22 protein-coding genes and 1 riboswitch are annotated in these 26,346 nt (G+C 45.5%); of the genes, 10 read left to right on the forward strand and 12 right to left on the reverse strand.

Annotated elements, in window-relative coordinates; genetic code table 11:
* Positions 1-13 precede the first annotated feature (13 nt).
* From mukB to cmoM, 4 genes are read right to left on the reverse strand one after another with little or no spacing between them, the layout of a single operon-like run.
* Positions 14-4,471, reverse strand: coding sequence for a chromosome partition protein MukB (mukB, locus tag EJ063_RS11735; protein ID WP_126574466.1), 4,458 nt, complete (start codon positions 4,469-4,471; stop codon positions 14-16).
* Entirely contained in the window at positions 4,468-5,193 is a 726-nt protein-coding gene (mukE, locus tag EJ063_RS11740) for a chromosome partition protein MukE (protein ID WP_167469902.1), read from the reverse strand. The genes mukB and mukE overlap by 4 nt, the downstream gene beginning before the upstream one ends.
* Entirely contained in the window at positions 5,174-6,511 is a 1,338-nt protein-coding gene (gene mukF / locus EJ063_RS11745) for a chromosome partition protein MukF (RefSeq protein ID WP_126574468.1), read from the reverse strand. The genes mukE and mukF overlap by 20 nt, the downstream gene beginning before the upstream one ends.
* Complete coding sequence (gene cmoM / locus EJ063_RS11750) at positions 6,508-7,305, reverse strand: tRNA uridine 5-oxyacetic acid(34) methyltransferase CmoM (protein ID WP_126574469.1); 798 nt, start codon at positions 7,303-7,305, stop codon at positions 6,508-6,510. Before cmoM ends, mukF begins: the two co-directional genes overlap by 4 nt.
* A 113-nt stretch (positions 7,306-7,418) precedes the next feature.
* Here cmoM and elyC point away from each other — a divergent pair, with 113 nt between their 5' ends.
* Complete coding sequence (gene elyC / locus EJ063_RS11755) at positions 7,419-8,222, forward strand: envelope biogenesis factor ElyC (RefSeq protein WP_126574470.1); 804 nt, start codon at positions 7,419-7,421, stop codon at positions 8,220-8,222.
* A 50-nt stretch (positions 8,223-8,272) separates the two neighbouring features.
* Here elyC and torR read toward each other — a convergent pair whose 3' ends face one another.
* The gene (gene torR / locus EJ063_RS11760; protein WP_126574471.1) at positions 8,273-8,986 is read right to left on the reverse strand and encodes a two-component system response regulator TorR; all 714 of its coding nucleotides are present in this window, start codon (positions 8,984-8,986) and stop codon (positions 8,273-8,275) included.
* Between the two features lie 236 nt (positions 8,987-9,222).
* Here torR and torD point away from each other — a divergent pair, with 236 nt between their 5' ends.
* The 5 genes from torD to EJ063_RS11785 all read left to right on the forward strand — a co-directional run bounded on the left by torD (position 9,223) and on the right by EJ063_RS11785 (position 13,167).
* Entirely contained in the window at positions 9,223-9,870 is a 648-nt protein-coding gene (gene torD, locus EJ063_RS11765) for a molecular chaperone TorD (protein WP_126574472.1), read from the forward strand.
* A gap of 211 nt (positions 9,871-10,081) precedes the next feature.
* Complete coding sequence (gene purR / locus EJ063_RS11770; protein WP_126574473.1) at positions 10,082-11,089, forward strand: HTH-type transcriptional repressor PurR; 1,008 nt, start codon at positions 10,082-10,084, stop codon at positions 11,087-11,089.
* A 142-nt stretch (positions 11,090-11,231) separates the two neighbouring features.
* Positions 11,232-11,318, forward strand: a riboswitch (cyclic di-GMP riboswitch).
* Between the two features lie 131 nt (positions 11,319-11,449).
* Positions 11,450-12,043, forward strand: a complete 594-nt coding sequence (locus tag EJ063_RS11775; RefSeq protein WP_126574474.1) for a TfoX/Sxy family DNA transformation protein — start codon at positions 11,450-11,452, stop codon at positions 12,041-12,043.
* A 126-nt stretch (positions 12,044-12,169) separates the two neighbouring features.
* Positions 12,170-12,865 carry a TVP38/TMEM64 family protein gene (locus tag EJ063_RS11780; RefSeq protein WP_126574475.1) on the forward strand — a complete coding sequence of 232 codons (696 nt, stop codon included), beginning with the start codon at positions 12,170-12,172 and terminating at the stop codon, positions 12,863-12,865.
* Entirely contained in the window at positions 12,862-13,167 is a 306-nt protein-coding gene (locus EJ063_RS11785) for a putative signal transducing protein (RefSeq protein WP_126574476.1), read from the forward strand. The genes EJ063_RS11780 and EJ063_RS11785 overlap by 4 nt, the downstream gene beginning before the upstream one ends.
* Positions 13,168-13,172: 5 nt before the next feature.
* Here the strand turns inward: EJ063_RS11785 and EJ063_RS11790 are convergent, their stop codons facing one another.
* From EJ063_RS11790 to topA, 5 genes are all read right to left on the reverse strand, one after another.
* On the reverse strand, positions 13,173-13,973 hold the full coding sequence (locus EJ063_RS11790) for an alpha/beta fold hydrolase (RefSeq protein WP_126574477.1): 801 nt from the start codon (positions 13,971-13,973) through the stop codon (positions 13,173-13,175).
* A gap of 153 nt (positions 13,974-14,126) precedes the next feature.
* Complete coding sequence (gene glgA / locus EJ063_RS11795) at positions 14,127-15,587, reverse strand: glycogen synthase GlgA (protein ID WP_126574478.1); 1,461 nt, start codon at positions 15,585-15,587, stop codon at positions 14,127-14,129.
* A complete protein-coding gene (glgC, locus tag EJ063_RS11800; protein ID WP_126574479.1) occupies positions 15,577-16,794 on the reverse strand; it encodes a glucose-1-phosphate adenylyltransferase in 1,218 nt (405 codons plus the stop codon). The genes glgA and glgC overlap by 11 nt, the downstream gene beginning before the upstream one ends.
* A 374-nt stretch (positions 16,795-17,168) precedes the next feature.
* Entirely contained in the window at positions 17,169-18,869 is a 1,701-nt protein-coding gene (locus EJ063_RS11805; protein WP_126574480.1) for a GGDEF domain-containing protein, read from the reverse strand.
* A 195-nt stretch (positions 18,870-19,064) separates the two neighbouring features.
* Complete coding sequence (gene topA, locus EJ063_RS11810) at positions 19,065-21,701, reverse strand: type I DNA topoisomerase (protein WP_126574481.1); 2,637 nt, start codon at positions 21,699-21,701, stop codon at positions 19,065-19,067.
* Positions 21,702-22,130: 429 nt separating this feature from the next.
* Between topA and EJ063_RS11815 the strand changes: the two genes are divergently transcribed.
* Positions 22,131-22,379 carry a YciN family protein gene (locus tag EJ063_RS11815; protein ID WP_126574482.1) on the forward strand — a complete coding sequence of 83 codons (249 nt, stop codon included), beginning with the start codon at positions 22,131-22,133 and terminating at the stop codon, positions 22,377-22,379.
* Between the two features lie 197 nt (positions 22,380-22,576).
* On the opposite strand, the gene aroA is transcribed toward EJ063_RS11815, so the two are convergent.
* On the reverse strand, positions 22,577-23,857 hold the full coding sequence (aroA, locus tag EJ063_RS11820; RefSeq protein ID WP_126574545.1) for a 3-phosphoshikimate 1-carboxyvinyltransferase: 1,281 nt from the start codon (positions 23,855-23,857) through the stop codon (positions 22,577-22,579).
* A 157-nt stretch (positions 23,858-24,014) separates the two neighbouring features.
* Complete coding sequence (locus tag EJ063_RS11825) at positions 24,015-24,470, reverse strand: outer membrane lipoprotein (RefSeq protein WP_126574483.1); 456 nt, start codon at positions 24,468-24,470, stop codon at positions 24,015-24,017.
* Positions 24,471-24,488: 18 nt separating this feature from the next.
* Here EJ063_RS11825 and aat point away from each other — a divergent pair, with 18 nt between their 5' ends.
* The 3 genes from aat (at position 24,489) to infA (ending at position 26,204) form a co-directional block, all read left to right on the forward strand.
* Positions 24,489-25,217 carry a leucyl/phenylalanyl-tRNA--protein transferase gene (aat, locus tag EJ063_RS11830; RefSeq protein ID WP_126574484.1) on the forward strand — a complete coding sequence of 243 codons (729 nt, stop codon included), beginning with the start codon at positions 24,489-24,491 and terminating at the stop codon, positions 25,215-25,217.
* The gene (locus EJ063_RS11835; protein WP_126574485.1) at positions 25,207-25,905 is read left to right on the forward strand and encodes an arginyltransferase; all 699 of its coding nucleotides are present in this window, start codon (positions 25,207-25,209) and stop codon (positions 25,903-25,905) included. Before aat ends, EJ063_RS11835 begins: the two co-directional genes overlap by 11 nt.
* A gap of 80 nt (positions 25,906-25,985) precedes the next feature.
* Positions 25,986-26,204: a translation initiation factor IF-1 gene (gene infA, locus EJ063_RS11840; protein ID WP_001040192.1), complete on the forward strand. Its 219-nt coding sequence runs from the start codon at positions 25,986-25,988 to the stop codon at positions 26,202-26,204.
* The last annotated feature ends 142 nt before the right edge of the window (positions 26,205-26,346 follow it).

The raw sequence follows: 26,346 nt of genomic DNA on the forward strand, positions 1-26,346 counted from the left end.
CCATTAGGAAACGTTATAGAGCATCAATCAGCTCTTGGGCTTCACTCTTAGGTTTCTCTGTTTGACCAAAACCTCTCAAGCCAACAACGTGTACGTGTTCATGATCTTTGAACACCTTACGTACTAGCTTATAGGTGGTGCCCTTCTCTGGGCTAATATTCTCTGGCGCAGCAATCAGAAGCTGCATATCCAGACGATCACAAAGTTCAAACAGTGTTGAGATAGACTTCGCATCCAGACGCGCTGCCTCATCAAGGAACAGTAGGCGACAAGGTACGATATCTTTACTGCGTAGACGACGAGACTCTTCTTCCCAGCTTTGTACAACCATCAATAGGATTGACTGACCGGTACCGATCGCTTCACCTGTTGATAGTGCACCAGACTCGGCTTGTAGCCAACCATCAGAACCACGGTTCACTTCAACACTTAGCTCTAGGTAGTTACGGTAATCCAGTAACTCTTCACCTAGCACCTGTGGTGAACGTTGACCCATATCGATATGTGGGTTCACACGTTGGAACAACTTCGCCATCGCTTCAGAGAAGGTAAAGCGTGAAGATTCGAACAGATCTTTGTGCTGCTCTTGCTGCGTTGACAGACCGTTAAGCAAGATTTCGTGACTTTCACGGATCTTCACGTTTAGACGCACACCTTTAACCTGACCAAACGAGATGTTTGATAGACCTTGGTTAAGCATACGAATACGGTTTTGCTCACGCTGAATCGTCTTCTTGATGATGCTTGCGACAGAATCTGAGCTGATTGCTAGGCGGTTTTCACGCTGCGTTAGCTCTTCTGTTAATCGAGCCAGCTCCACTTCCATCTCTTCAATCGCTTCAACAGGATCATCAGTGCGAATGATGTCTTGGCGAATACGTTCACGTAGGTGCTGGTATACGGCAATGTAGAACAGAACTTTGCGTTCAGGACGCGCGTTGTCTTCTGACAAACGTAGTGCATCACGCAAGTCTTCGTTATCGGCGACAGCAAGACGCAGTGCACCCAACGATTTATCTGACATAGAACGCAGCTCATCGGCTGACATGTACGCGAGTTCACGCTTGTGTAAACGGCGCTCAACATCGTTTTCACGAGCTAAACGTAGAACTGAGCACCAGCCTGCTTTCGCTGCGACGACAAAGGTACGCAGTTCAACATACTCTTTCTGAACCTTCTTCAAGCGCTTCGCCAGCGACTTCATTTCTAGCTCAGTAGAGGTGATTGTACGCTCGTACTCACTCTTACGTGAACGAGAAGTGTGCAGACGCCCTTGCAGTTCATCACGACGACGTTGTGCACGTTCTGCTGCACCTTCGTCTGCTGTTACACCGTACTCTTGAAGCTCTTGCTTGAACTCTTGAACGGTTTCCAGTTTCGCTTGGTGAGAACTCTTCAATGACGCCAATACTTGGTTGTATTGGTTCATCTGGCCCTGTGCTTGTTTTAGCTCTTCACGACTACGTGTGCGGCTACTTTCAGCTTGAACCAATTTTGACTTAAGCTGCTCACTGAGCTCACTGCTCTTGTTCAGTAGGTCTACAGAGTCTGAGTAAGCAAAGTAATGACGACGTTCAACCAGATCAGACAACGCAAAAATCTGCGTTTTCAGTGATTGCAGTTTTTGGTCTGCAGCTTGGTATTCCGCTTCAAGCGCATCAAACTGCTCTGGGTCTGCATCCAGTGCAGAAACAATCAATTCTAATTCAGCAATCGCTTTACCATGCTTGGCAATAAAGGCTTTTGCTTCACTCAGTTTTTCGATGTTCTGCTCAAGTTCTTCAAATTGAGCAGTAAGCGCATCTTCTTCAATCAGCGCCATATTCGGTGCGATCTTATCCAGTGCAGCGAGTGCTTGCTTACTTGATTGAAGTTGGCTGCGTTGTTGTTGCTCTTTTCCATCTAGGTCAGCAAGCAATCGCGTCACGTGGTTTCGTTTTTCACGCACACTCATTAACGCTTGCTCTGGGTCAGATTCAAACGCAACTTGAATATGCTTCGCAACAAAGTTATTGAATGCTTGGTACAGACGCTGAAGCTTTTGAGAATCAAACGCCGCTTTCGCATGCTGTTCAACCACTTCATCACGTTCATTACGCAGCAGTTCTAAACGCTGTTCACGCGCCGCACGGCCAAACAGTGGAATCTCTGGTAGACGCGAGTAACGCATCTGACGGTCGTTCATTCGAACACAAACCGCACCTTCCAGTTCTTCTGCATCAAATGAGCTGTCATCAAAGGCATCAATATCACCTTCAATGATGTATAAGTCTTCTGGACAGTCGTCCAGCTCGACAAGCTTCTCTTCGATACCAGAGAGATCAGACACCACGATAGCATGACGAGCTGGGCCGTACATGGCACTGAAGTATGGCGCGTCATCAATGGTGATGTCGTCATAAATTTCAGACAGCAGCACGCCACCTAATGTATCGGCTAAACCTTTAAGGCGTGGATCGTTAGAACCACCTGGTGACGCTAAACGCTCGATTTCTGACTCAAGTTGATTGCGACGCTCAGCCAATTTATCTTTCGCTAGAGACTGCTGCTTTTCATCCTCCAGAACGCGCTGCATCTCGGACATGACCGATTGGCTATCTTCTAGTTCAGCGTTGCTTTGTTCACGAAGGTTTACCAAGGCGTCGTTTGCCGCAATCCACGTTGGGGCAATCGCTTCAAGCTTATTGATTTCTGCCGTTGCTTCTTGCTCAAGACGGCGTTGTTCGCTGCGTTGCTCACGAAGATCTTCTTGAGACATCTCAAGCGATTCGATTTGCATTGCATGACGTTCACGCTCTTGCTCAAAGCTCAGTTCATCAACCAAGTCAGCGTTATGCTGCTTTTGGTATTCAGTAATCAGCTCTTGCGTTTGACGCTGCTTATGCAGACGGCGCTCAACATCACGATGCTGCGCTCGCCATTGTTGCTCATTGTGCGCGAGTTGCTGCGCTTCACGACCTTTCTGAATCGCTGATTTTGCATGAGTTGAAGCGTCAACACGTTCAACATCACCAACAATTGAGCGAACCAGTTTCAATGCCGCATCAAACTGCTCGGCCGCCGCTGACGACATATCAAGTTTGTGCTTAGTCGCAAGTAACTCAGTCGTGCTTTGCGCTTCTTGAGCTTTTAACTCACTCACAAGTACTTGCGCAGATTCAGTCGTGAGGTCGTCATTACCCAAAAGCTGCTTCGCTTTGTCTAGAGCTTGAATCGCCTGTTGGTACTGCAACGCGCGTGTCTGTTGAACATCCAGTGCTTGTTGGTAATCAGCAAGTTGAGTCTTTAAGCTGTCGACTTCTTCTTCAGAAACCGTGGCTTGCTCTTCTGCCATCAGAACGCGCTCTTGCGCTTCTTCCACTACCATCATCTGCTCTTCAAGACGCTCTTGCAGCTCTTCAAGATCTTCTTGGTAGCGTTCGATTTTCTCTTGCTGACGCAGGGCGTTTTGAACAAGCTGCAAGTGATCAGACGCCGCCTGATAGTCTTGCTCTAACGAAGATTCTGATTCAATAAGCAGTTCAAGTTCTTCTTGAACACGGTTAAGCAGGTTATTTTGCTCAACTAACGTTTCACGAGAACCAAATAGCTCCGAACGCAGTGATAATGTCTTATCTAACTTATTACGGCGATCGTTCGCATGGCGCATGTAGTCCGCAGCAACATAGTTCGTTGACTCTGTGATCAAGTGTTTGAACAGGTCACGGTCTGCTTGCGTGGTTTTGATCGCTTCTAGCGTCATGCGGTTTTCACGCAATGCCGATTCCATATCTTGGAAGGCTTTCTTTACCCCGCCATTTTGTGGCAATAGGTAGTCACGTAGAGAACGTGTGATTGCACTTGAAATACCACCGTAAAGCGATGCTTCAATCAGGCGGTAGAATTTAGAGCGATCACTAGAGTTACGCAGTTTCTTCGGAATAACACCGAACTCAAACATTTGTGAGTGGTACTCTACTACCGATGAGAATGCTTTGAATTGAACGCCTTCAAACTCAGCAACGGCCTCTTTTACTTCATTGATCTGACGAACACGTGCTTGAGTGGCAGAAACACTTTCGATCAGGAGATCGGTTGGTTTCACATGGCTAGGTAGGCCTTGAATAACAAAAGGCTTGATGTCGACTTTCTTATCACGGCCCGCGACCTGTTGCAGCTTAACCGCAAACAATAGGCGCTGATTACGTGAGTTGACTACATCTAGCGCTGCGTAACACGCACCCGCTTGTAGTTTACCGTAAAGACCTTTATCACGAGAAGATTGGCTGCTGCCCGCTTCTGTGGTGTTACGGAAATGAAGGAGCGTTTGGTCAGGAATCAGCGCGGTAATGAACGCCGCCATTGTGGTCGACTTACCTGCACCGTTACCACCTGATAACGTTGTAACTAATCCATCAATATCAAAAGTACGTGCAAAGAAGCCGTTCCAGTTGACCATGGTCAGCGATTGATATTTACCTCGTTCAATCATGCTTCACCTTCTTCTAAAATTTCTTCGGCTTGTTCTTCTGCGCTTTCTGGTTGCTCAAGTAAGCTACCCTGACTTGGTTCTTTGGTGTGTACTACCGCTTCACCATCACGAATTAGACGTAGTTGTGCCTCGCGCATATCATCGCCGACACGAACATCGGCACCAAAGCGGAATACTGATTCGCTAATGCTGAATTTTCCGGTTTCACCAATGTTGATGATCATCCCTAAGCGGCGAAGGCGGCGTAGCGATGTACGTACTTTCTCAAACAGTTTTTCTTTGTCTAAATCAGAGCCTGTCGCACGGTTAGTCACAAGCTTCATTAGCTTGCTTTCATCCGCAAGCGCCAGTAGCTCTTCATACAGCTCTTGATTGGTAAAAATACCTTCATGCGCCAAACGTTCAGGGCTTAGGTATAGGAAACACAGCACTTTACCTACGAGCATGTCTAGCTCAGACAGTACACTGCGACCAATTAAAGAAGTCGAACGTGGACGAAGATAGAAAAAGCCTTCCGGCGCTTTCACAAGTTCAGTGTTGTAACGTTGGTAGAACGAAGATAACTCAATTTCAAAATCCGATAACAATGCATGGTTATCAAGATCTTCGCTCGAAATATGACGCCCTGCACGCAGCATGCTGTCTAGTGCTGGAAACAGAGGGTTAGAAAGTGCTTTGACCAGTTTATCTGGCATGTATTCATTAGTATCTGTCGATGACATTTGCTTGTACCTTTGCACCAAAATCGTTGATCGCCTGCCAATCTGGCTGGATGGCCTGATAGTCTGACTCTGAGTAGCCTAGACGTACTGCTTGCTCGATAACAATTCGCGCTAAATCAAAGTGATGAGTGTGTGGGTGTTGAGCTAAGTAGTCACGTAGCACTAGACCAAGATCGATTGGCGTGCCCTGTTCTTTATGAACTTTAAGCATGTTTCCAATGCGCTCTGATAACTCATCATTGACCTGTTGAAACTCTTCGTATTCGACCTCTAATGGCACTTGGCCTGTCACTTCGTCATCACGAAGCACAAGGGCTTCATCACGAAGATCCGTCAGTCGCTCAGCATCTGCATAAGTCAGATACCAAGGCATATCGAAGTAATCTTTTACCGATTGACGCAGTCGCGAACTGAACGCTCGGTTCTTATCCATATCAATCGCTGTACGAATAAACTTGTGTACATGGCGATCGTAGCCAATCCACAAATCAATCGCTTGCTGACCCCAACTTGTAATGCGGTCTAGCTTCATCTGTAAACCAAAAAGCGTTTCGGCGATGAATTCTAGTTCATCATCACCATAAACCAGTTCTTGGATATCGAGAATTTGAGTTTGCAGCTCATCACCGGCTGCTTGGAGGGTATCTTGGAGCTCTTTCAGAGTATTGGACGTTTCTGACAGCAACGCTTCACAGTTATTGATCGCATCACGCCAATCTTTATTTAGTAGCTCAGCGATTTGAGTCTTCACCGATTGCTGCTGCTCGTCCATCACACGCTGGTTAAGATCGATTTGGTCAAAAATTTCACCAACCGAGTACTTAAGAACACCATAAACGTTCTTGCGCCAGTGGCCCGGCGTTCCACCCTGACGAGCCGATTCAATCGCCTTCGCCATCTCATCTGCTACCATTGATAGCTGAATAGAAAGCTTAAGCTTTGAAAACTCACGGTGACGTACATAGTAGTCTGTAATACCAATCGCCAAAGGGGATAAACGATAGATACTCGCCCCTTCAGTCACTTCGCTGGTAAAACGGCTGATCAAACGCTGTTTGACCATTTCGTTGATGGCATTATTCGCTCTGAATGCAGAGGCGTCCCCCGTCTCTTCGAAGAGTCGAGTGACGATGGTGAATGCATCGTGGAGTTCACCTTCTCCTAATTCTTCATCGAACCTTTCATTACTTAAAACGGCAATAGCGATTAAAAATGCCAGTCGTTCAGTCGTTAAATTCAATGAGAAATCATTCTGCTTTACCCAACCGACTAACTCATCGATCGGTTGTTCGGCAGCATTGAGAGTCATCTCACTCATTGTTCGTCCTGTTTATCTTTCTTTTGTGCCCATACATGTATGTATCGACCTAATGAGAGGTATGGCTCTTGTCGGCACAATTGTCGTTCTAGTGCCAACACATCTTCATACTGGTAATCGCCCATGTACTCCATATTACCTATGTAGTCACTAAAACAGCGAATACCAGACTTACCACAAATTGAGAAACCAGCGTCTTCGATCCATTGATAGACCTCTTCTGGTTTTAGCCCTTTTTGCGGCTGTAATTTGAATCTCTTCCTATGCGGCATGCCATTCAGTATATGAGGGATATTACCGCATACCACGTTCTTGTAAACCAGACCGTGATGGTTATAAAACATAATCGATGCCATTCCACCCGGCTTTACCTGCGCCAACACATTTTCTAATGCGGGTTTCGGATCTGCCAGCCACTCCATAACGGCGTGAAACAACGCCACATCTACGTGCTCATCGAGGTGCTTTTCAATGGATTGAACCGGAGAATGGATGAAGCGATACTGCTCAAGCAAGCCATTATTTGCAATATCCTGCTGAGCTAATTGCAGCATTTCAGAAGATAGATCACATAACGATACGTGATGTCCGAGTTTAGCAAGCTTTTGCGACATTTGTGCTAAGCCACCACCCGCATCGAGTATATTCAGTTGTCTTTCTGCCCCATTCACAGTATTAAGTATCTGTTGAAGGTCTTCCCAAACAATGACTTGACGAATCTCGCCCTTGTCGGAACCATAGATATTTTTAGCAAATTTGTGGGCAATATCATCGAAATTGCGGTCTTCAGTCACGGCGGCTTGGGTTATTATGTTTAATCGTGCCGCTATTCTGTCATAAGAAAGGCAGGAATAAAGAGGCTTTCTCTTAAAATATAATCAATTGATGTTTTTTCGGACTATTTAGTATGTTTGAGCTGAAAAAAGTTGTGTCTTCATTGCTAATGCCCCTTCCGGCGATGCTTATCATCGGACTGCTTGGCCTAATGTTGATCATGTTCACTCGAAAACAGAAAACAGGATGCTTTGTTGTCCTATTCTCTTTTATCGGTATTTTCCTTATTGCATTCCAACCGGTTTCTTCTCGTTTACTGATGCCTTTAGAGCGCCAGTATTCCGCATTTTTCCCTGTTGATGAATCGATAGACTACGTAATGGTGCTTGGCAGCGGCCACGTGGTGGATGACGAAATCCCTCCAACGTCAGAGCTCAGTCGGACCGGATTGATGCGTTTGGCTGAAGGCATTCGCATTATGCGTATCTATCCTGGCGCCAAGCTGATTCTTTCTGGTTATGCCGGAGGATCAGAAGTCAGTAACGCGCGAATGATGGCAAAAGTAGCGTTAGCACTCGGCGTGTCAAAGTCGGATATTATTCTACTGGAAACGGCAAAAGACACATGGGAAGAAGCCAGACAGGCGGCGGCTTTTGTTACAACGAAAAAGTTGGTTGTTGTCACCTCAGCAAGCCATATGAAACGCGCACTGAATGAGTTTCATTCTGCGGGTATGAAACCCTACCCAGCGCCGACGAATTACCTTGCGCACGATAACATCACGCAGGCTTGGGCTAAATACACCCCCAAAGCCACCTACTTAGAGCAAACTGAACGTTACTGGCATGAAACGCTAGGACGAATTTGGCAAACGTTACGAGATTGGGCGTCAGACTACGAAGAAAAGAGTCTGCAAGCAGGTGAAAGTAAACTTTAATAGATAAAAAAATACCGAGGCATGCCTCGGTATTTTTTTATTCAGTTCGGTTAGTCGCCGGCAAACATGTAGCCTTCACCGTGGACCGTCACGAAGATTTGTGGGTTCTTAGGATCGAACTCCATCTTCGCTCGCATGCGACGAATAAGAACATCAATCGTACGGTCATTCGGTGCATCAACACGATGGCTGATCATATTTAAAATGCGTTCACGGCTAAGTACCTGATTTGGGTAAGACGATAAAGCCACCAACAGTTCGTATTCTGCTTTGGTTAGCTTCACAGGCTCGCCATTTCGACTTAACGCACGACGTTGAACGTCAAACGTCCACTCACCGAAACGAACGACATTCTCATTCGACTTTTCAGCTTCCACATTATTGTTAACGTTACGAGCCGCGGCAATACGCCACAGTAAGTTTTTCACGCGTACCAACAGTTCGCGCAGCTCAAATGGTTTGGTGACGTAGTCATCCGCTCCCATCTCTAAGCCAACAATTTTATCAATGCTATCCGTGCGTCCTGTTACCAGGATAATTCCAATGTCAGACTGACTGCGAAGTTCGCGTGTTAGCATTAACCCATCTTCACCAGGTAGGTTTATGTCTAACATCACCAAATCAATCGCGTTGCTCTGTAGCATCTCACGCATCTGTTCGCCGCTTTCAGCTTCACTTACGCTGTAACCTTCATTTTGAAAGTAGCCAACAAGCTTGCTGCGGGTCACTGCGTCATCTTCTACAACTAGTACATGATAACTCATCTATACCACTTAAATTACATTGGGAATTGGTCTTGCTATTATTCTATTCATAAATAGTAACATTTCTAGTATTTATCGAATTAAAAATGGGAAAGATGGTTTTTTATTGATTCAAGACAAAACTTTCGCATTGATTCATATCTGCCCATATTTGTTTTTAACTTGTCACACAAGCCATTACCCCTGTTCATTTTTATTGGTTACAATAGCGGGAATTATTTGGGGAGTAGAACCTAATGCAAGAAATCAAAGCATTTAACGAAAAACGCGCTGAAATTTATTGGTGGCTATCAAGCTTGTTTGCCAAAGAACTGACCGAAGAGAATATCGCTCAGTATCATTCACCTGAAATTCGTGCCTTTTTAGGTGGTTTGGGTGACAACGAAGCGCTTAAGCCTGCCATCGATCGTGTTGTTGATGCACTTAACCGCTTAATGGATCGCGAAGACGCTCAACTAGAACTTGCGGCTGACTTTTGTGACCTATTTTTGAAATCTGACCGTGACTCAGCACTGCCGTACGCTTCAATGTATATCGGTAAAAGTGGCTTGCTAAACGATGAGCCTGCTAACGAGATGGTTGCCCTGATGACTGAACACAACGTTGAGGTACACAAAGACCTTAACGAACCAGCAGACCACATCGCGATTGAGCTAGACTTTCTTGGCAACCTTATCGTTCGTTCAAATCAAATCGAAGACGAAGTTGAACTAGAAGAAGCTTTAACTGGCCAAGAGCAGTTTATTCGCCAGCACTTAATGAGCTGGGTGCCACAATTTGCCGATAAATGCCAAGCACTCGACGAGTTCGGCTTTTACTCTGCAATCAGTACGCTAACCGCTTCATTCCTGGCGTTGGATTGTCGCTACCTACTGGGCGAGTAAAACAAAACATTGTGACCTTACGCTAGGCACAATGACGTATTTTTGTTTGCTCTAAATCGGTTTGCGGTCTAATATTGTGACCGCAAACGATAAAAACAAACGAATCAAATACAAACCGCTAAATAGAGCGGTTTTTGTGTTTCTGATACTTTCTGCCGCCATATTCTAAACTGAATATAAACCCCGGCAGTCATCGACAGGACAGAACCTTATGGCCACTATTAAAGACGTTGCTCGCCTTGCAGGTGTTTCAACGACAACTGTGTCACACGTAATCAATAAAACTCGCTTTGTTGCTGAAGCTACTCAAGAAAAAGTAATGGAAGCGGTTAACGAGCTAAACTATGCACCCAGTGCCGTTGCTCGTAGCTTGAAGTGCAATTCGACTCGCACTATCGGCATGCTCGTGACTCAATCAACAAACTTGTTTTTCTCAGAAGTGATCGATGGCGTTGAGAGCTACTGCTATCGTCAAGGTTACACTCTGATCTTGTGTAATACAGGTGGCATCTACGAGAAGCAGCGTGACTACATCCGCATGCTTGCTGAAAAGCGTGTTGATGGCATTCTTGTGATGTGTTCAGACCTAACAGAAGAACTGAGCGAAATGCTTGACCGCCATAAAGACATCCCGAAAGTGGTGATGGACTGGGGTCCGGAAAGTTCACAAGCTGACAAAATCATTGATAACTCTGAAGAAGGCGGCTATCTAGCGACGAAATACCTCATCGACCGAGGTCATACCGATATTGCTTGCTTGAGCGGTCACTTTGAAAAAGCAGCCTGCCAAGAACGTATCCGTGGGTTTAAGCGTGCAATGAATGAAGCTAACCTTACGGTAGACAATGACTGGATTTTAGAAGGCAACTTCGAGTGTGACACCGCTGTTCTTGCTGCAGACAAGATTGCCGCAATGGATAGCAAGCCAAGTGCTGTTTTCTGCTTTAACGACACGATGGCTCTAGGCCTAATGAGCCGCTTACAGCAGCACGGTATTCGCATCCCTGAAGATATGTCTGTTATTGGTTATGACAATATTGAGTTAGCAGAGTACTTCTCTCCTCCTCTGACAACGGTTCACCAACCAAAACGTCGTGTGGGTAAAAACGCTTTTGAGATTCTTCTTGAGCGCATCAAAGATAAAGAGCACGAGAAGCGCATCTTCGAAATGCACCCTGAGATTGTTGAAAGAAGCACCGTACAGAACATTAAGAAATAACCTACCGCTCTACGCCTAGCCATATGAATTATATTGACTAGGCGTATTTCTCACTCCTATTTACTGAACCAAGATCACACTTATCCCAATAAGACGTGATACTCAGCCCAAATTCCCTTTATCCTTATTAGGTTCGATTATGCCACGAACAGGGCAAACCACACCGAAAGGGTGGGACGCAAAGCCTCCGGCCTTCAACAATTTTTTGTTTGGTAGCGGGGTTGCCGATGGTAAATATGCATTCGTTGTAGGAATTTAATAGCACTCCTATGACACCTAATTGACAAGAAACCTGCATTATTTTGCTACTCTCTCGGACCTGAATTGGTGGCGTATACATATACACCGAGAATACACAGCATGGATAAACCAATACTAAAAGACTCAATGCGTCTCTTTGAGCAACTTGGCACTATCAAGTCGCGCTCAATGTTTGGTGGCTTTGGCATTTTTGCTGATGACACAATGTTCGCATTGGTCGTAAAAGACAAGTTGCACGTCCGCGCGGATGATGCTCTTGCTAAAAAATTTAAGTCACTCGACTTAGAACCTTATGTTTATAAGAAGCGCGGCTTCCCCGTCGTGACAAAGTATTTTGCTTTGGCACAAGATTGGGCAGATGATTCAGAGAAAACCATTGAGATCGCTCGTGCTGCATTGCATGCCGCGAACAATGAAAAACAGACTCAAGCGCAGACCAAACCAAATAGGCTCAAAGATTTACCTAACTTAAGGTTGGCCACCGAGCGCATGCTAAAAAAAGCAGGCATCGATAGCGTTGAAAACCTTGAAGAAACCGGGGCAGTCAAAGCTTTTGAAGCGATCCGCTCTTCACACTCTGCGGATATTAACGTTGAGTTACTGTGGGCATTGGAAGGGGCAATCAAAGGAACACATTGGTCCGTGATACCTCAGACTCGCAGAGATGAGCTGCTTAACCAGCTCAATCACTAACCTCACTATTTAAAAGTCAGCCTCAGGGCTGACTTTTTTCTATCTGTTTGAAATTTCTTACTTGCTTTGTCTGTCTACTCTAATAACACTTGAGCTATCTCAGCCTTATTCTGATGGAGCAGTACAATGAATAAAAAAATCATCCTTGGCGTCTTATTCGTCTCATTAATCGTCCTTTTAGGCGTCAATTTTGGTCAATACCTCACGTTAGACAACGCCAAGGCTCAGCAGGCAGAATTAGCGCTATTTATCGCTGATAACTTCACCATTGCTGCCGCGACTTACTTCATCGCGTATGTCGCCATTACCGCCTTTTCTATTCCTGGTGCGGCAGTCGTTACACTGCTTGGGGCGGCTCTGTTTGGCTTTTGGACCAGCCTAATCCTAGTTTCTTTCGCCAGTACCATTGGCGCAACGTTAGCATTTTTGAGTAGCCGCTATTTACTCAGAGATTGGGTGCAGTCGAAGTTTGGCGATAAACTGAATGCGATCAACCAAGGTGTTGAGCGAGATGGCGCGTTTTACCTGTTCTCGTTAAGACTGATCCCGGTATTCCCATTCTTCTTAATCAACCTATTGATGGGACTCACACCACTTTCAACACTGCGTTTTTACCTAGTCAGTCAGTTGGGCATGTTACCCGGAACGGCTGTTTACCTAAATGCAGGCACACAACTTGCTCAAATTGAGTCGCTATCCGGTATCGTTTCTCCGACTGTATTAGCTTCATTTGCTCTGTTAGGCCTATTCCCTGTTATCGCTAAGTGGGTAATGGGTAAGCTCAGAACCCAACCCTCAGCGCCGAATGGAAACGCGTCATGAAAGTGTATTCCGCGTCAACTCCAACCGAGGCTCACATCGTTTGTGAGCTTCTTAAAACGCAACGTATTCATTGTGAAGTTCGGGGGGAAGGCATCTTTGGACTGCAAGGTGAAATACCGTTTGGCGAAAGCAGTGCCCCTTACGTATGGCTTTTCGATGAAGAGAAGTTAGCGCTCGCTCAACAAACCCTGAAAGAGTATGAAGCAAGCCAACATCAAGAAAATTGGCAGTGTAATGGGTGTGGTGAGATCAATGAGGGGCAATTTGGCGCTTGTTGGCAATGTGGTACAAGCGCTTCATAAAATGACTAGGCTTTGATTTGCTCTTGAATGAAAGCAATCGAGTGATGATTAAACTCGTCTGGGCGCTCTACATTACACACGTGCCCACAGTTTTCGATTTCCAGTAATTGGCTGTCTCGATGGGCAGCCACCATCTCTTTAACCGGTTGAATAAACATGTAGTCTCTGTCGCCCATCAAATAGAGTGTCGGAATGGGTAATTCACGGTCTTTGAAATAGCGCATCAGAGGGTTCACCTCAGACGTCAAAATAAACCAACGCTTAAACTCTTTCTGACACAGCTTCTTTGCTTCTCGAATGAACAAGTGGCGAGATTCTTTTTGCGCTCTTTGAGGCATAACGATATACGCAAACAAGCTGTACAACCACATATAAGGGACAATGTGCTTACACATGTTCCCAAGCTTCACCAACAACTGAGAGCGCGTATTAAGACGTGTCACTGCGCCGCCCAATACCATCGATTTAACGCGTTCCGCGGCAAGTTCTGCCACGTTTCGAACAATGATGGTACCAAGAGACATTCCAACAAAATGCGCGGATTGAATTTTGAGATGGTCGAGCACCTTTAAAATGTCTTGAGTGACGGCTTTGAAGGTGTACCGATTTGAAATCAGCTCTTTAAGCAGTTGATTAGATTTGCCATGACCACGCAAATCAATAAGCAGCAGGTTGAAATGCTGTTTATACGCTTTGATCTGTTTAAACCAAATGGATGAACTGCCACCAGCACCATGCACAAATACCACCCATTCCTTACTGGTAGGATGGGGAAATGTTTTGTGGAAAAGTAAAGCTTCGCTCATATTAGGTTAGATTCGGTTCGCGCAATTATGATGAGGGAGAGTAACACAAAGGATAGAAGTAAAGCAGCCTGTCCGCTCTATTTCTTTGTTAGATTAAGTGAAAAAGCGGTTAAAAGTGTACAAAAGGCGCCAATATGACGCCTTTTCCTGAGTTTATGCTCTAGTTGCACTGTGATAGAGAGCAAGGTATTCATCTGCTGCTTTGTTCCAACAGAAGTTCTGCCCCATCGCGTACAGTTGCACTCTTTTTATCTCATTAGGTTGTTGAGCATACAGCAAAAGCGAACGTTGAAGCACATTCAACAATGCGGCTGGCTCTGGTGCATCGAACACAAAACCTGTTGCATTATCAGGATCCTCATCGTAATCGTTCACACTATCACGTAAGCCTCCGACTCCACGGACAATCGGTAACGTCCCATAAGCCATACTGTAGATCTGATTTAAACCACACGGTTCAAACTCGGACGGCATTAGGAAGAAATCTGAACCAGCTTCCACCAAATGCGCAAGCTCGTTGCTATACGCTTCAACAAAAGAGAATTTGTCACTATGTAGCGCTTCGATCTCTTTCAGCTGAGACGCAAGAACAGGGTCTCCGGTACCCACAATCACAACATGAACATCGTGCTTAAGAAATTCAGACAAAATCGGCAACAGATAGTGAATGCCTTTTTGATTAGTTAAACGACAAACCATGCCATAAACCGCGACATCTTGCTGCTCTAACCCAACACGCTGCTGCAATTCACGCTTACACGCTTTTTTGCCTCGAACCATGCTTTGGCGGTTGGCCTTGTAGTTCACAGGCAGAAAGCTATCCGTTTGTGGGCTCCACGCTGAGTAATCACAGCCGTTCAAGATACCCACTAAGTCAGACGATCGCTGTTGGAACTCGGCCGCCATACCGTGGCTACCCAGTTCCGTTTTCAGTTCTTGAGCGTAAGTTGGACTCACTGCATTGATTTTGTCTGCATTCAAGACACCTGCTCGTAGCATAGTGACATGAGTGTGGCTTACCGCTGCGTCTGGCGCATAACGAGTGTGCATCTCAGGTAGGACTTGGAGCTCCTCATAGCTAAACACACCTTTAAACACAGCGTTATGAATCGACAAGACGCTTTTCGTATTGGCGAAAAACGGTGCCTGCCCATAACGGTGTTTCAGCAAGTACGGAACAAAACCCGTATGCCAATCATTCGCGTGGACAATATCCGGTTGGAAACCAAGCTTAGGCAGCATGTCTAAACACGCTGCACTAAAGAACGCAAAGCGCTCCCCGTTGTCACTGTACGCTTGGTTGTTTTCGGCATACATTTCAGGACGGTCAAAGTACTGAGGGCAATCAATCGCGTAAACAGAAACCCCGTCGACTTGCAAAGCTTTTACTGAGTAGGCGGTATGCGGCCAATGCTCAAGTTGCGTCTCTAACAGGTTTTCTGCTTGCTCGATGCCTGCCATTTTTTGATAGGCAGGCAACGTAATACGAACATCTTGTTGAAGCGTGGAAAGCGCTTTCGGCAGTGCCTTAGCCACATCGGCTAAGCCACCACTTTTGATCAAACCTTCAACTTCTGATGCTACAAAGAGAATGGAGAGATTCTTAGTAGCCAATTCGTGCTCCTTTAGGAATAACAACAATGCCATCATCCGAGACATGATAGTGCTTTTTATCTTCAGTTAGATTAACACCGATTTGTGTCCCAGGGGCAATATCAGCATTTTTGTCAACAATGACTCGGCGTAGCACACAGCCCTCACCCACTTTCACATCACCAAGTAGGATACTTTCACTGATATCACACGCTGATGCGATATTGCTGCGGAAACCAAGCACGGATTTTTCAATACGAGAGCCACGCACGTAGCTGCCGTTACACACTAAGCTGTCAATGATTTGAACTCGGCCATTGTCTGAGTCGGTAAAGGTTGCAGGTGGCAATGGTGGGTAGTAAGTATGCAGAGGCCATTTGCGGTTATAGAGCGAGAACGGTGCGTCCTTCTCTAGAAGATCCATATGAGCTTGCCAGTACGCATCGATGGTACCGACATCGCGCCAATACACTTCTTCTTTTTCACCGGTAATACGATTAGTACTGAAGTCATAAACGAACACGTCACCACGAGGGAACATTTTTGGAATGATGTCTTTACCAAAATCGTGCGATGAATCTGGGTTATCTGCATCTTCAATCAACTCAGCAAATAAGCTCTGAGCTTCGAAGACATAGTTACCCATCGACACAAGTGCATGCTCTGGATCACCTGGGATAGATTTAGGGTTCGCTGGCTTCTCTTCAAAACCAACCATGCGCCCTTCTTTGTCTACTTCAATCACACCAAACTGTGACGCTTCTGATAGAGGCATACGCAGAGCTGAAACGGTAAGAGAAGCTTCTTTTTCTTTGTGGAAATCAAGCATCTGCTTAATGTCCATTTTATAGATATGGTCAGAACCAAAAATGCACACTTGCTCAGGCTCTGAAAGCTCCATAAAGCGCAGGTTTTGGTAGATCGCATCCGCTGTTCCTTCATACCAACGCTTACCCGTACGCATTTGAGCAGGGATTGGGTCAATAAAGCGATCTGTAATGCCATTGATGTTCCAACCTTTTTTCATATGGTGGAACAGAGATTGAGACTTAAACTGAGTCAGTACATAAATGCGCATGAGGTCTGCATTTACGAAGTTATTCAGTGCAAAGTCAATCAGACGGTAGCTACCGCCGAAGGGTACCGAGGGTTTACTGCGAGATTCCGTTAGTGGACGAAGGCGTGACCCTTCCCCTCCAGCAAGGATCATTCCCAAAACACCAGCCATTATTTCTCTCCATTTTATTATTTATTGTATTGGCGAATCTGATTTTAGGGGGATTCGCCTTAATTCCTTATCACTCAGCCACCATAAAGTGACCAAGCATGCAGCCATAGCACAGACATCTATAAGTTGTGGGTACCGACCAGATACTCAATCCCTACCTGTGCAAAACGTTTATTATAACTTATCGTATTTCAGGAAGATTACAATTTAAAATATGCTGTACCTCTAGGGTCACATTGATTACTTTTTAGCGCCCTGATATAGCTCACACTATCTCGCTGCACACACACAATTAGTTAACATTACACCTACAAGAGCGTGACTTCACTCGCAGGCGGTACTGTTCATATAATCAATAAAATAGCGCTAAGATACTAAGCAGACTTTCTGTTTGTGGGAGGAGTATGAATGTAGATTCGGCTAGACCTTTCGGATTTCGCAATATAGAGAGAACTGTCGGTTAACGCTAACGCTTGGCGCATTGACATATCCGGGGTGACGAGGATACCGCCAATGGAGAGCTCAATCTCACTCGTCTCTCTATTGCTGGCACGGTTTTCTTTTTCAATATGATGCATGATTCGCTTAGAGATTTGGCGCAGCGTTTTTGCCTGTTCGCTCCTGACCAAAACAAGGAATTCATCATCCGCCCAACGAGCTGCGACATCGTACTCTCGGACAGCTTCTAACAGACCTTCCGCCACCATCATCAAGGCTTGTTCATACCCGCTGTTCTCTTTAGAATCATCGATTGTTTTGTGAAGACTGGTATCAATCCAAAGTAACCCAAACTGATACCGCTCTCTCGCACTGCGGGCAAGCTCCTTTTTGAGTTCTTGCTCTAGGCCACGTTTGTTGTGTAGATGTGTGACGGGGTCATAGATGGTCAGCTCGTCTAAGGCTTTGGTTTTCATCGCCACCAAGCTCTCTACCCCACAGCGGCTATGGCAGAGCTCCTTATCAATCACGTCAAGATAACAATCAAGTTCAAGAAGGCGATGGTCGGCTGTGCCCTTTAATTCAGCGGCCCCGGAGGCGATTGTGGCTAGACGCTGCTTACATTGTTCGGTGGGTATTAGCCAGTTACGCACAACATAGATATAGCAGGCTAAACCAAAGGCAAAAGTGGCCAGCGTTAAGGGTATATAAATGGCGTATGCAGCCCAAGCTGGCATCATTTCATCAACGCTGACGAAGGTGAGCTCATACCACCCGAGCTCTTCGATATATTTAATCGCGACAACGGCACTGCCTTTGCCCTGTTGAACGGCCAACACCTCTGACTCCATGCCGCGCTTTTGTCGCAACATCAATTCTTCGAGCGCTTGGTAATCTCTTGGGTTACTGACCAAATCATACAGGTGAGGCTTCACCTTACTCGCGGCTCTTTGCGGATATTCGACGTTTTCCCCATCAAATTCCATTTGTACCCGTTTATCCTCATCAACAAACATGGTTCTAAGCTCACTGCTGTGATGATGGACAAGCTGCTCAAAGAGAGAAGAGGTTTCGATACCGGTACCGACAATGCCTAAGAAACGACCATCTTTATAAATGCTTTGATTGATCCAAAGCCGAGTCAGTTCAAGGCGCGTATCTTTCTGTATGTTGACCGTGAGTGGTTTACCGCTGCTCTTTTGTTCGAAATACCATTGATCCGATGATGACCCTGGTTCTAAGTAATGGCGGAAATACGATCCAGTTTGAACACTGTCGACATCGTTGTAGTAGTACCCAAGGTCATCATCGAGAACAATGAAAAAGTTTTTTGACTTAAACTGCCAACGGTAATTTTCAAGCGTTTCTTCACCGACCTGTCGATAGACATCATCACCACTATTCTGCCCCCAAGAAGTAATATTGGGGTGCTTGGCAATCTTTTCTGCGAATTGAGCTTCTTTGATAATGGGTGGAAGGAGCATGTGGGCATCGTAATGAGCAGAAACACTCGCGTATTTCCACAGCAAGTCTGCGACAACTTGATCAATAACGTGCCTCGAGATTTGATAGGAAACGACCACAAAGACAAGACTGCTGATCGCCACTAATAATAGTAATTTAATTCTCTGTTTCATGGCGTCCTTCCAACTGAACCTTTAAACCAATAGGTGTTAGTGTTCAAATTGTCAAAATCAGAAACGAGAATCCTTATCATAGAAAAGAGGCAAAGTATCAGAATAAAGCAACGATCGCATCATCATGAAAAGGTAATGAAAGTTATCGCATAAAAAAAGCAGCCACTTCGGCTGCTTTTTCTTACAACTTATGTGTTACTTTTTTGCTTTGGCAGGTTTCTTACGCTTATCCGTGATTTCCCACTTACCATCAACGTAAAGCGCCGTGTAGCCTGATGGCTTGCCATCGACTTCAGAACGTACATAGTTCTCTTTCGACTTGCGGCTAAAGCGAACAACCATTGGTAGGCCATCTGGGTCTTTTTCAGGTGCCTCTGTCAGGTACACGAACTTAGGCGAAATACGATCTTTGAATCGTACGAGCTCTTCAACCAATGGTGCGCGTGTTTCACGAGATTTAGGGAACGTACTTGCCGCTAGGAACAAGCCCGATGCGCCATCTCGTAGTACGAAGTACGCGTCTGAGTTTTCACATGGAAGCTCAGGAAGGTGCACAGGATCTTCTTTTGGTGGCGCTACTTCGCCATTCTTAAGAATCTTACGCGTGTTCTTACACTCTTGGCTAGTACAGTCCATGTATTTACCAAAACGACCGTTCTTAAGTTCCATGTCACTGCCACACTTGTCACACTCGACAACCGGGCCATCGTAACCTTTCACTTTGAACTCACCATGCTCGACAATGTAACCTTCACAGTTCGGGTTATTACCACAAACGTGCATTTTACGTTTGTCGTCGATTAGGTACGCGTCCATCGCGGTTTCACAAATTGGACAACGTTTCTTCGCACGCAGTGCAGCCGTTTCAACGTCTTCTTCAAGAACGTTGATAATGCCTTCTTCATCACCTAGGTTGATCGTTGTCTTACAACGCTCTTTCGGTGGCAGCGCGTAACCCGAACAACCAAGGAAGACACCTGTAGATGCTGTGCGAATTCCCATAGGGCGAGAACAAGTCGGACACTCAATATCCGTGTAAACGATGTGGTTAGGCTTCATACCGCCTTCTTCTTCGTCCAACTCTGCTTTTGACAAGTCGCCAGTAAAGTCATTGAAGAAATCATCGAGTACGCCTTTCCAATTCGCATCACCTTCAGCGATTTGGTCAAGTTTCTCTTCCATGCGAGAAGTGAACTCGTAGTTCATAAGCTCATCGAAACTGCCATCTAGACGGTCAGTTACAATTTCACCCATTTTCTCAGCGTAGAATCGACGCTGCTCAACTTTTACGTAACCACGATCCTGAATGGTAGAGATGATTGACGCATACGTTGATGGACGGCCAATACCACGTTTTTCAAGTTCTTTAACCAGTGCCGCTTCAGTGAAGCGTGCTGGGGGCTTAGTAAAGTGCTGCTTAGGATCAAGCGTCACAAGCTCGATGGAGTCGCCAACTTGTACAGCCGGTAGAATTTGGTCTTCGTTTTTACCCAGTGGGCGCTGAACACGAGTCCAACCATCAAACTTAAGAATACGGCCTTTCGCTTTTAGCGTGTACTCATCAGCTTTCACGCTTACTGTTGTTGAATCGTATTTAGCTGGTGTCATCTGACACGCGACAAATTGATTCCAAATCAGTGAATAGAGCTTATGAGCGTCTGCTTCCATCCCTTTAAGGTCGTCGGCTTTCACTGCAACATCTGAAGGACGAATCGCTTCGTGCGCTTCTTGTGCGCCTTCCTTACTGCCATAAACATTTGGCTTAGACGGTAGGTATGCGTCACCAAACTCATCGCCAATGAAACCACGAACCGTTTCTACGGCTTCTGCGCTCAGGTTAGTCGAGTCGGTACGCATGTAGGTGATGTAACCCGCTTCATACAGTCGCTGAGCAAGCATCATTGTCTTCTTAACACCGTAACCTAAGCGCGTACTTGCCGCTTGTTGCAGAGTAGAAGTAATGAATGGTGCAGATGGCTTACTCGACGTTGGGCGGTCTTCACGCTTACACACTTCGTAACGTGCTTTGTCTAATACCGCCACCGCTGATTGTGTTTCAGCTTCGTTGACTGGCTTAAACGCAACACCATCTTTTTGTGCTACCTGTAAACGGAAATCGGTTTTGTCTTGAGTTTTCGTGTTCGCATGGATATCCCAAAATTCTTCAGGGATAAACGCTTTGATTTCACGCTCTCGCTCAACAAGCAGTTTCACCGCAACCGACTGTACACGCCCAGCAGACAAACCACGTGCCACTTTTTTCCAAAGCAGTGGTGAGACCATAAAGCCAACCACACGGTCCATGAAACGGCGCGCTTGTTGCGCATTAACGCCATCCAAACTCAGTTCGCCCGGTTTCTCGAACGCCTGTTGAATAGCATTTTTCGTAATCTCGTTAAAGACAACGCGTTTGTATCGCTCTTCATCGCCACCGATGATCTCACGAAGGTGCCAAGCGATAGCCTCTCCCTCGCGGTCTAAATCGGTTGCGAGATAAACGCGGTCTGCGTCTTTCGCTAATTTTTGCAGTTCCGCAACCACTTTCTCTTTACCCGGTAGGATTTGATAATTCGCTTCCCAGCCGTGGTAAGGGTCGATACCCATCTTCTTAATCAGTGATTTGCGATCTTTTTCTTTTTTGATTCGTGCTTTTTCTTCTGCGCTCAAGCCCTTGGTCGAAACAGCAGCTGCCTTCTGACCGGTACTTTGGCCAGCAGTCGGCAGATCACGTACGTGACCTACACTGGACTTAACAATAAAGTCCTTACCTAAATACTTATTGATGGTCTTCGCTTTGGCCGGCGACTCCACAATAACCAGTGACTTACCCATAATTGACTCAAGTGTCCTTTATCGAGTGCGCAATTAACGCACAACATACTTAAAACTTCGCTTCTTTTTTTACTATTGAGCGAGATTGCAAGAAGATCAATATCTTTTTTAAATTTCTCAATTGACTGCTCGACAAATCAACGATGTTTTATTGATAACCCAACATTCGCTGAAACCTTGCCGCGCTTATAGATATAGAAAGCGGGCACATACTAAACGGGCAAAGAATCTTTACGCCAGTGCAAGACGACTTTTTTAGTCACCAGTCACAAAACCCACGTTCATCGTTTCCTACAGATACGTCTTTTGTAACTTGATCTATCGCATTTGAATTTCTAGCAGAGTTCCATACAATTTCGCTAAAGCATGCCCGTTTACGATGAATAGCACAAAACTTCGGGTTCAAATAAAACAACAAAGGTATTACCGATGAGCGAGAAAAAAGTCATTTCACACGCTGAGTTATTGATGATTGCCAACCATGTTATTCAAGAACACGACGATTACTTGGAAGGTATGCGAACCGACAGCGTTGAAGAAAAAGAAGGCGTTTTAGTCTTTAAAGGCAACTACTTCTTGGATGACAACGGATTACCAACACCACAAACAACCGCTGTGTTTAACATGTTTAAATACCTTGCGCATCATTTATCGAAAGAGTTTACGTTAGAAAACTAACAAAGACGAAAAGCAAAGGGTTGGCACAGTGCCAACCCTTTTTGGTTTTCAATGACTTAATACGCCATCCTCGAGAGCGAGGAACAAGTGAGTTGAGGATCTCTTGAAGCAAGTAGAAAACTAACAAAGATTCCCTACTCGCTCCTTCGTCACTCTATGGAATGACGGTATATTGGACTCTTAACTCTTTCAGCCTGTTACGAGCTTAAACCTTCCAATTTATCGAAATAATCCGGGAATGTCTTAGAAGTACATTTCGGGTCATTGATGGTCACTGGGGTATCGCTGAGCGCCACTAGCGAGAAACACATTGCCATGCGGTGGTCATCGTACGTATCAATCGCAGCGTGCGTCAGTTGAGCTGGCGGAGTAACTACAATGTAATCTTCACCTTCTTCAACTTCCGCCCCGACTTTACGCAGTTCAGTTGCCATCGCGGCTAGACGGTCCGTTTCTTTTACACGCCAGTTATACACGTTGCGAATCGCCGTTGTTCCCTCTGCAAATAGCGCTGTGGTAGCAATCGTCATCGCGGCATCAGGGATATGGTTGAAGTCTAGATCAACCGCTTTTAGCTCGCCGACACGTGAAATCACGTAGTCATCGCCCCATTCAATCTCAGCGCCCATTTTTTCAAGCGCATCAGCAAATTGAATATCACCTTGGATACTGTTTTTACCAATGCCTGTTACTTTGATCTGACCGCCTTTGATCGCGGCGGCTGCAAGGAAATAGGACGCAGATGACGCATCCCCTTCCACTAAGAAATCGCCCGGTGCAACGTAAGACTGGCCTTTGCGAATCACAAACTCTTGGTAATCGTTGTTTTCAACTTGAACACCAAACTGAGCCATGATGTGCAACGTGATATCGATGTATGGCTTTGAAACCAACTCACCAATAATCTTAATCGTCACATCATCTTCAGCCAGTGGTGCTGACATCAGGAATGCAGTCAGGAATTGACTAGAGATTGAGCCATCAATCTCAACCGTACCACCCTTCAGGCCTGTGCCATGAATTTTAAGCGGCGGATAGTTGTCGTTTTCTAAGTATTCCACTTCTGCACCCGCTTGGCGCAGTGCATCCACTAAGTGACCGATTGGACGCTCTTTCATGCGAGGTTCGCCAGTCAGTACATACTCACCACCACCTAGACACAACGCCGCAGCCAGTGGGCGCATCGCTGTACCGGCATTACCTAAGAACAGCTCAAGAGCATCTGGTGCATTGAAAGGTTTACCTAAACCTTCGACTTCACATACCGTTTTATCTGCAGACAGCGTGTAGTTCACACCCAATTGAGTAAGAGCATTCAGCATGTGACGAATGTCGTCACTATCGAGAAGGTTAGTAAGGCGTGTTGTGCCCTTCGCCAACGCAGCAAGTAGCAACGCTCGGTTTGAAACACTTTTTGAACCTGGTAAGTTGACCTCACCATTGACTTTATTGATAGGTTGTAACGTAAGGCTTTCCATTAAAATCGTCATTCCTTGCTCACCTCGTCTTCCTAAACGAGGCGATGAATATTCTTCGTACTTGCAGACTATCTAAAAAGCTTCGTTAAAACCAGAGCTAAAACACGAATAAAACTGAATAATTATGTGGTCAGCTCAGAACGAATAAAAAGGTCTATCAATACTCTTTATCGACTCTTACGCCATCATCAAAATAGAGAATGCGGACTTTGTCTCCACGTTCAAAAAGCATGTTGCTGTCGATATCTTGGATCACATCTATTAGCTTACCCTTTTCGGTTTTTATTAGTATCTCAACGAGTCGGTATTCTACTTTATAAGTCTGATTGGCGTGATTTCTGGCTATACCTGCCCCAGCAACCGCTCCTACTGCCGTCGCGACTTCTTTGCCGGTACCGCCACCAAATTGATTACCAATCAAGCCACCAGCAACTGCGCCTAGTAAGGTTTCCCACCCGGAGCTTTTCGACTCAATGATTTCCTGCTGGGTAATATACCTAACCGTCTCCACCGAACCAAAGACCACTTCGTTCACTGGCCTTGCGGTATTTCTTTGGTAGGCTGCATTGGCAATAAGTGGAAAAACCAATATGATCCATAGTAACTTCTTCATTTCTGTCCCCTATATTGCATGGCACGTTATCTTACAGAGCTTGATCCCGATGAAATCTGGTTCCCATCACCTTTTGATGCGCTCAATGACCCGAATGGGTTGCTCGCGGTCGGAGGCGACCTAGACCCAGCAAGGCTTCTGTTTGCCTATCAAAACGGTATCTTTCCTTGGTATGGCCCGGGAGAACCCATTTTATGGTGGAGTCCCTCTCCTCGTGCCACTTTCGATCCTAAGACATTTCATTGTTCAAGAAGTCTCAAAAGATTTCAAAAAAAGCATCAATATACTGTCAGTATCAACCAAGCCACCGACGATGTCATTGACTACTGTGCATCCACTCGCCCTGCAGAAGAAACTTGGCTCAATGACGATATGCGTGCCGCTTACAAACAATTAGCGACGCAAGGTCACTGTCATTCGGTCGAGGTATGGCACAATGAAAAGCTGATTGGGGGCATGTACGGTCTTTCTGTGGGGCAACTTTTTTGCGGTGAGTCGATGTTTAGTTTAGCGACCAACGCCTCTAAGGTAGCGCTGTGGTACTTTTGCGAACATTTTCAAAAGCATGGCGGGCAGCTGGTTGACTGCCAAGTATTAAATCCACACACTGAGTCTTTGGGCGCAAAAGAGCTCGAACGTGAAGATTTCATGCAAAGGCTGCTATCCTTAAAAGAAGCGCCTTTAGCCGATGGTTGCTTTAACAATCAATGGATAACCAATCTCAATGGGGAGATAGATGAGCTCTGATCTACAACAAATTCGTATAGGATTAACCGATTGCCACCCGTGCAGTTATCTCGCTGACCGTCAGGAGCGAGTGGCGGTGGCGCTTGATCCTGGAATGCACTGTGGTTCAAGCTATGAAGTGTTATTGGCGAATGGTTTTCGACGTAGCGGCGACACCATTTATAAGCCTCACTGTGATCTTTGCCAATCTTGCCAAGCATTGCGTGTATCAGTCCCTGATTTTACCCAATCGAAAAGTCAAAAGCGCCTGTTCAACAAAGCGAAATCTTTTGACTGGCAATTGAAAAGTGACATGGATACAGATTGGTTTGAATTGTACGCTCGATACATTGAAGCGCGCCACCAAAATGGTTCAATGTACCCACCAAAGAAATCCGAATTTGCCTCTTTTTCTAACTGTGCTTGGCTTAATACGCAATACTTGCATGTCTATGATCACGGCAAGCTGATCGCCATCGCAGTGACGGATATTCTGTCTAATAGCGCCAGTGCCTTCTACACCTTTTATGACCCAGACTATGAGATTTCACTCGGCACTCTAGGCGTCTTATATCAATTGGAGTATTGCCAACAGCAAGGTAAGCAGTGGCTTTATTTGGGGTATCAGATCGATGAATGCCCTGCGATGAACTATAAAGTCCGATTTCAACGTCATCAAAGGCTAGTAAATCAGCGTTGGCAAGGGTAGAATACGCCCCAACTTTACTTAATTCATTTTTATCGGCATTATGCGCCGGTAAGAATTGTCCATTTTTAAAAGAGGATTAAATGGCTAAAGAAGACGTAATTGAGATGCAAGGCACAGTCCTTGATACTCTACCAAACACAATGTTCCGTGTTGAGCTAGAAAATGGTCACGTAGTTACTGCTCACATCTCTGGTAAAATGCGTAAAAACTACATCCGTATCCTTACTGGTGACAAAGTAACTGTAGAGATGACTCCATACGATCTATCTAAAGGTCGCATCGTCTTCCGTGCTCGTTAATCTCTGACTGCCTAGCGCATTCCGAATTAGTCGAATACAGACAAAAAAGCGAAGCCCAGTGCTTCGCTTTTTTGTTTCCTAAAGTCATCCCAAACTCAAACAACATAAACAAGTATTGCTTCTACAATCCGCTTGTTTGAGA

The organism is Vibrio aquaticus, from assembly GCF_003970385.1.
In the GTDB taxonomy this organism is placed as follows: domain Bacteria; phylum Pseudomonadota; class Gammaproteobacteria; order Enterobacterales; family Vibrionaceae; genus Vibrio; species Vibrio aquaticus.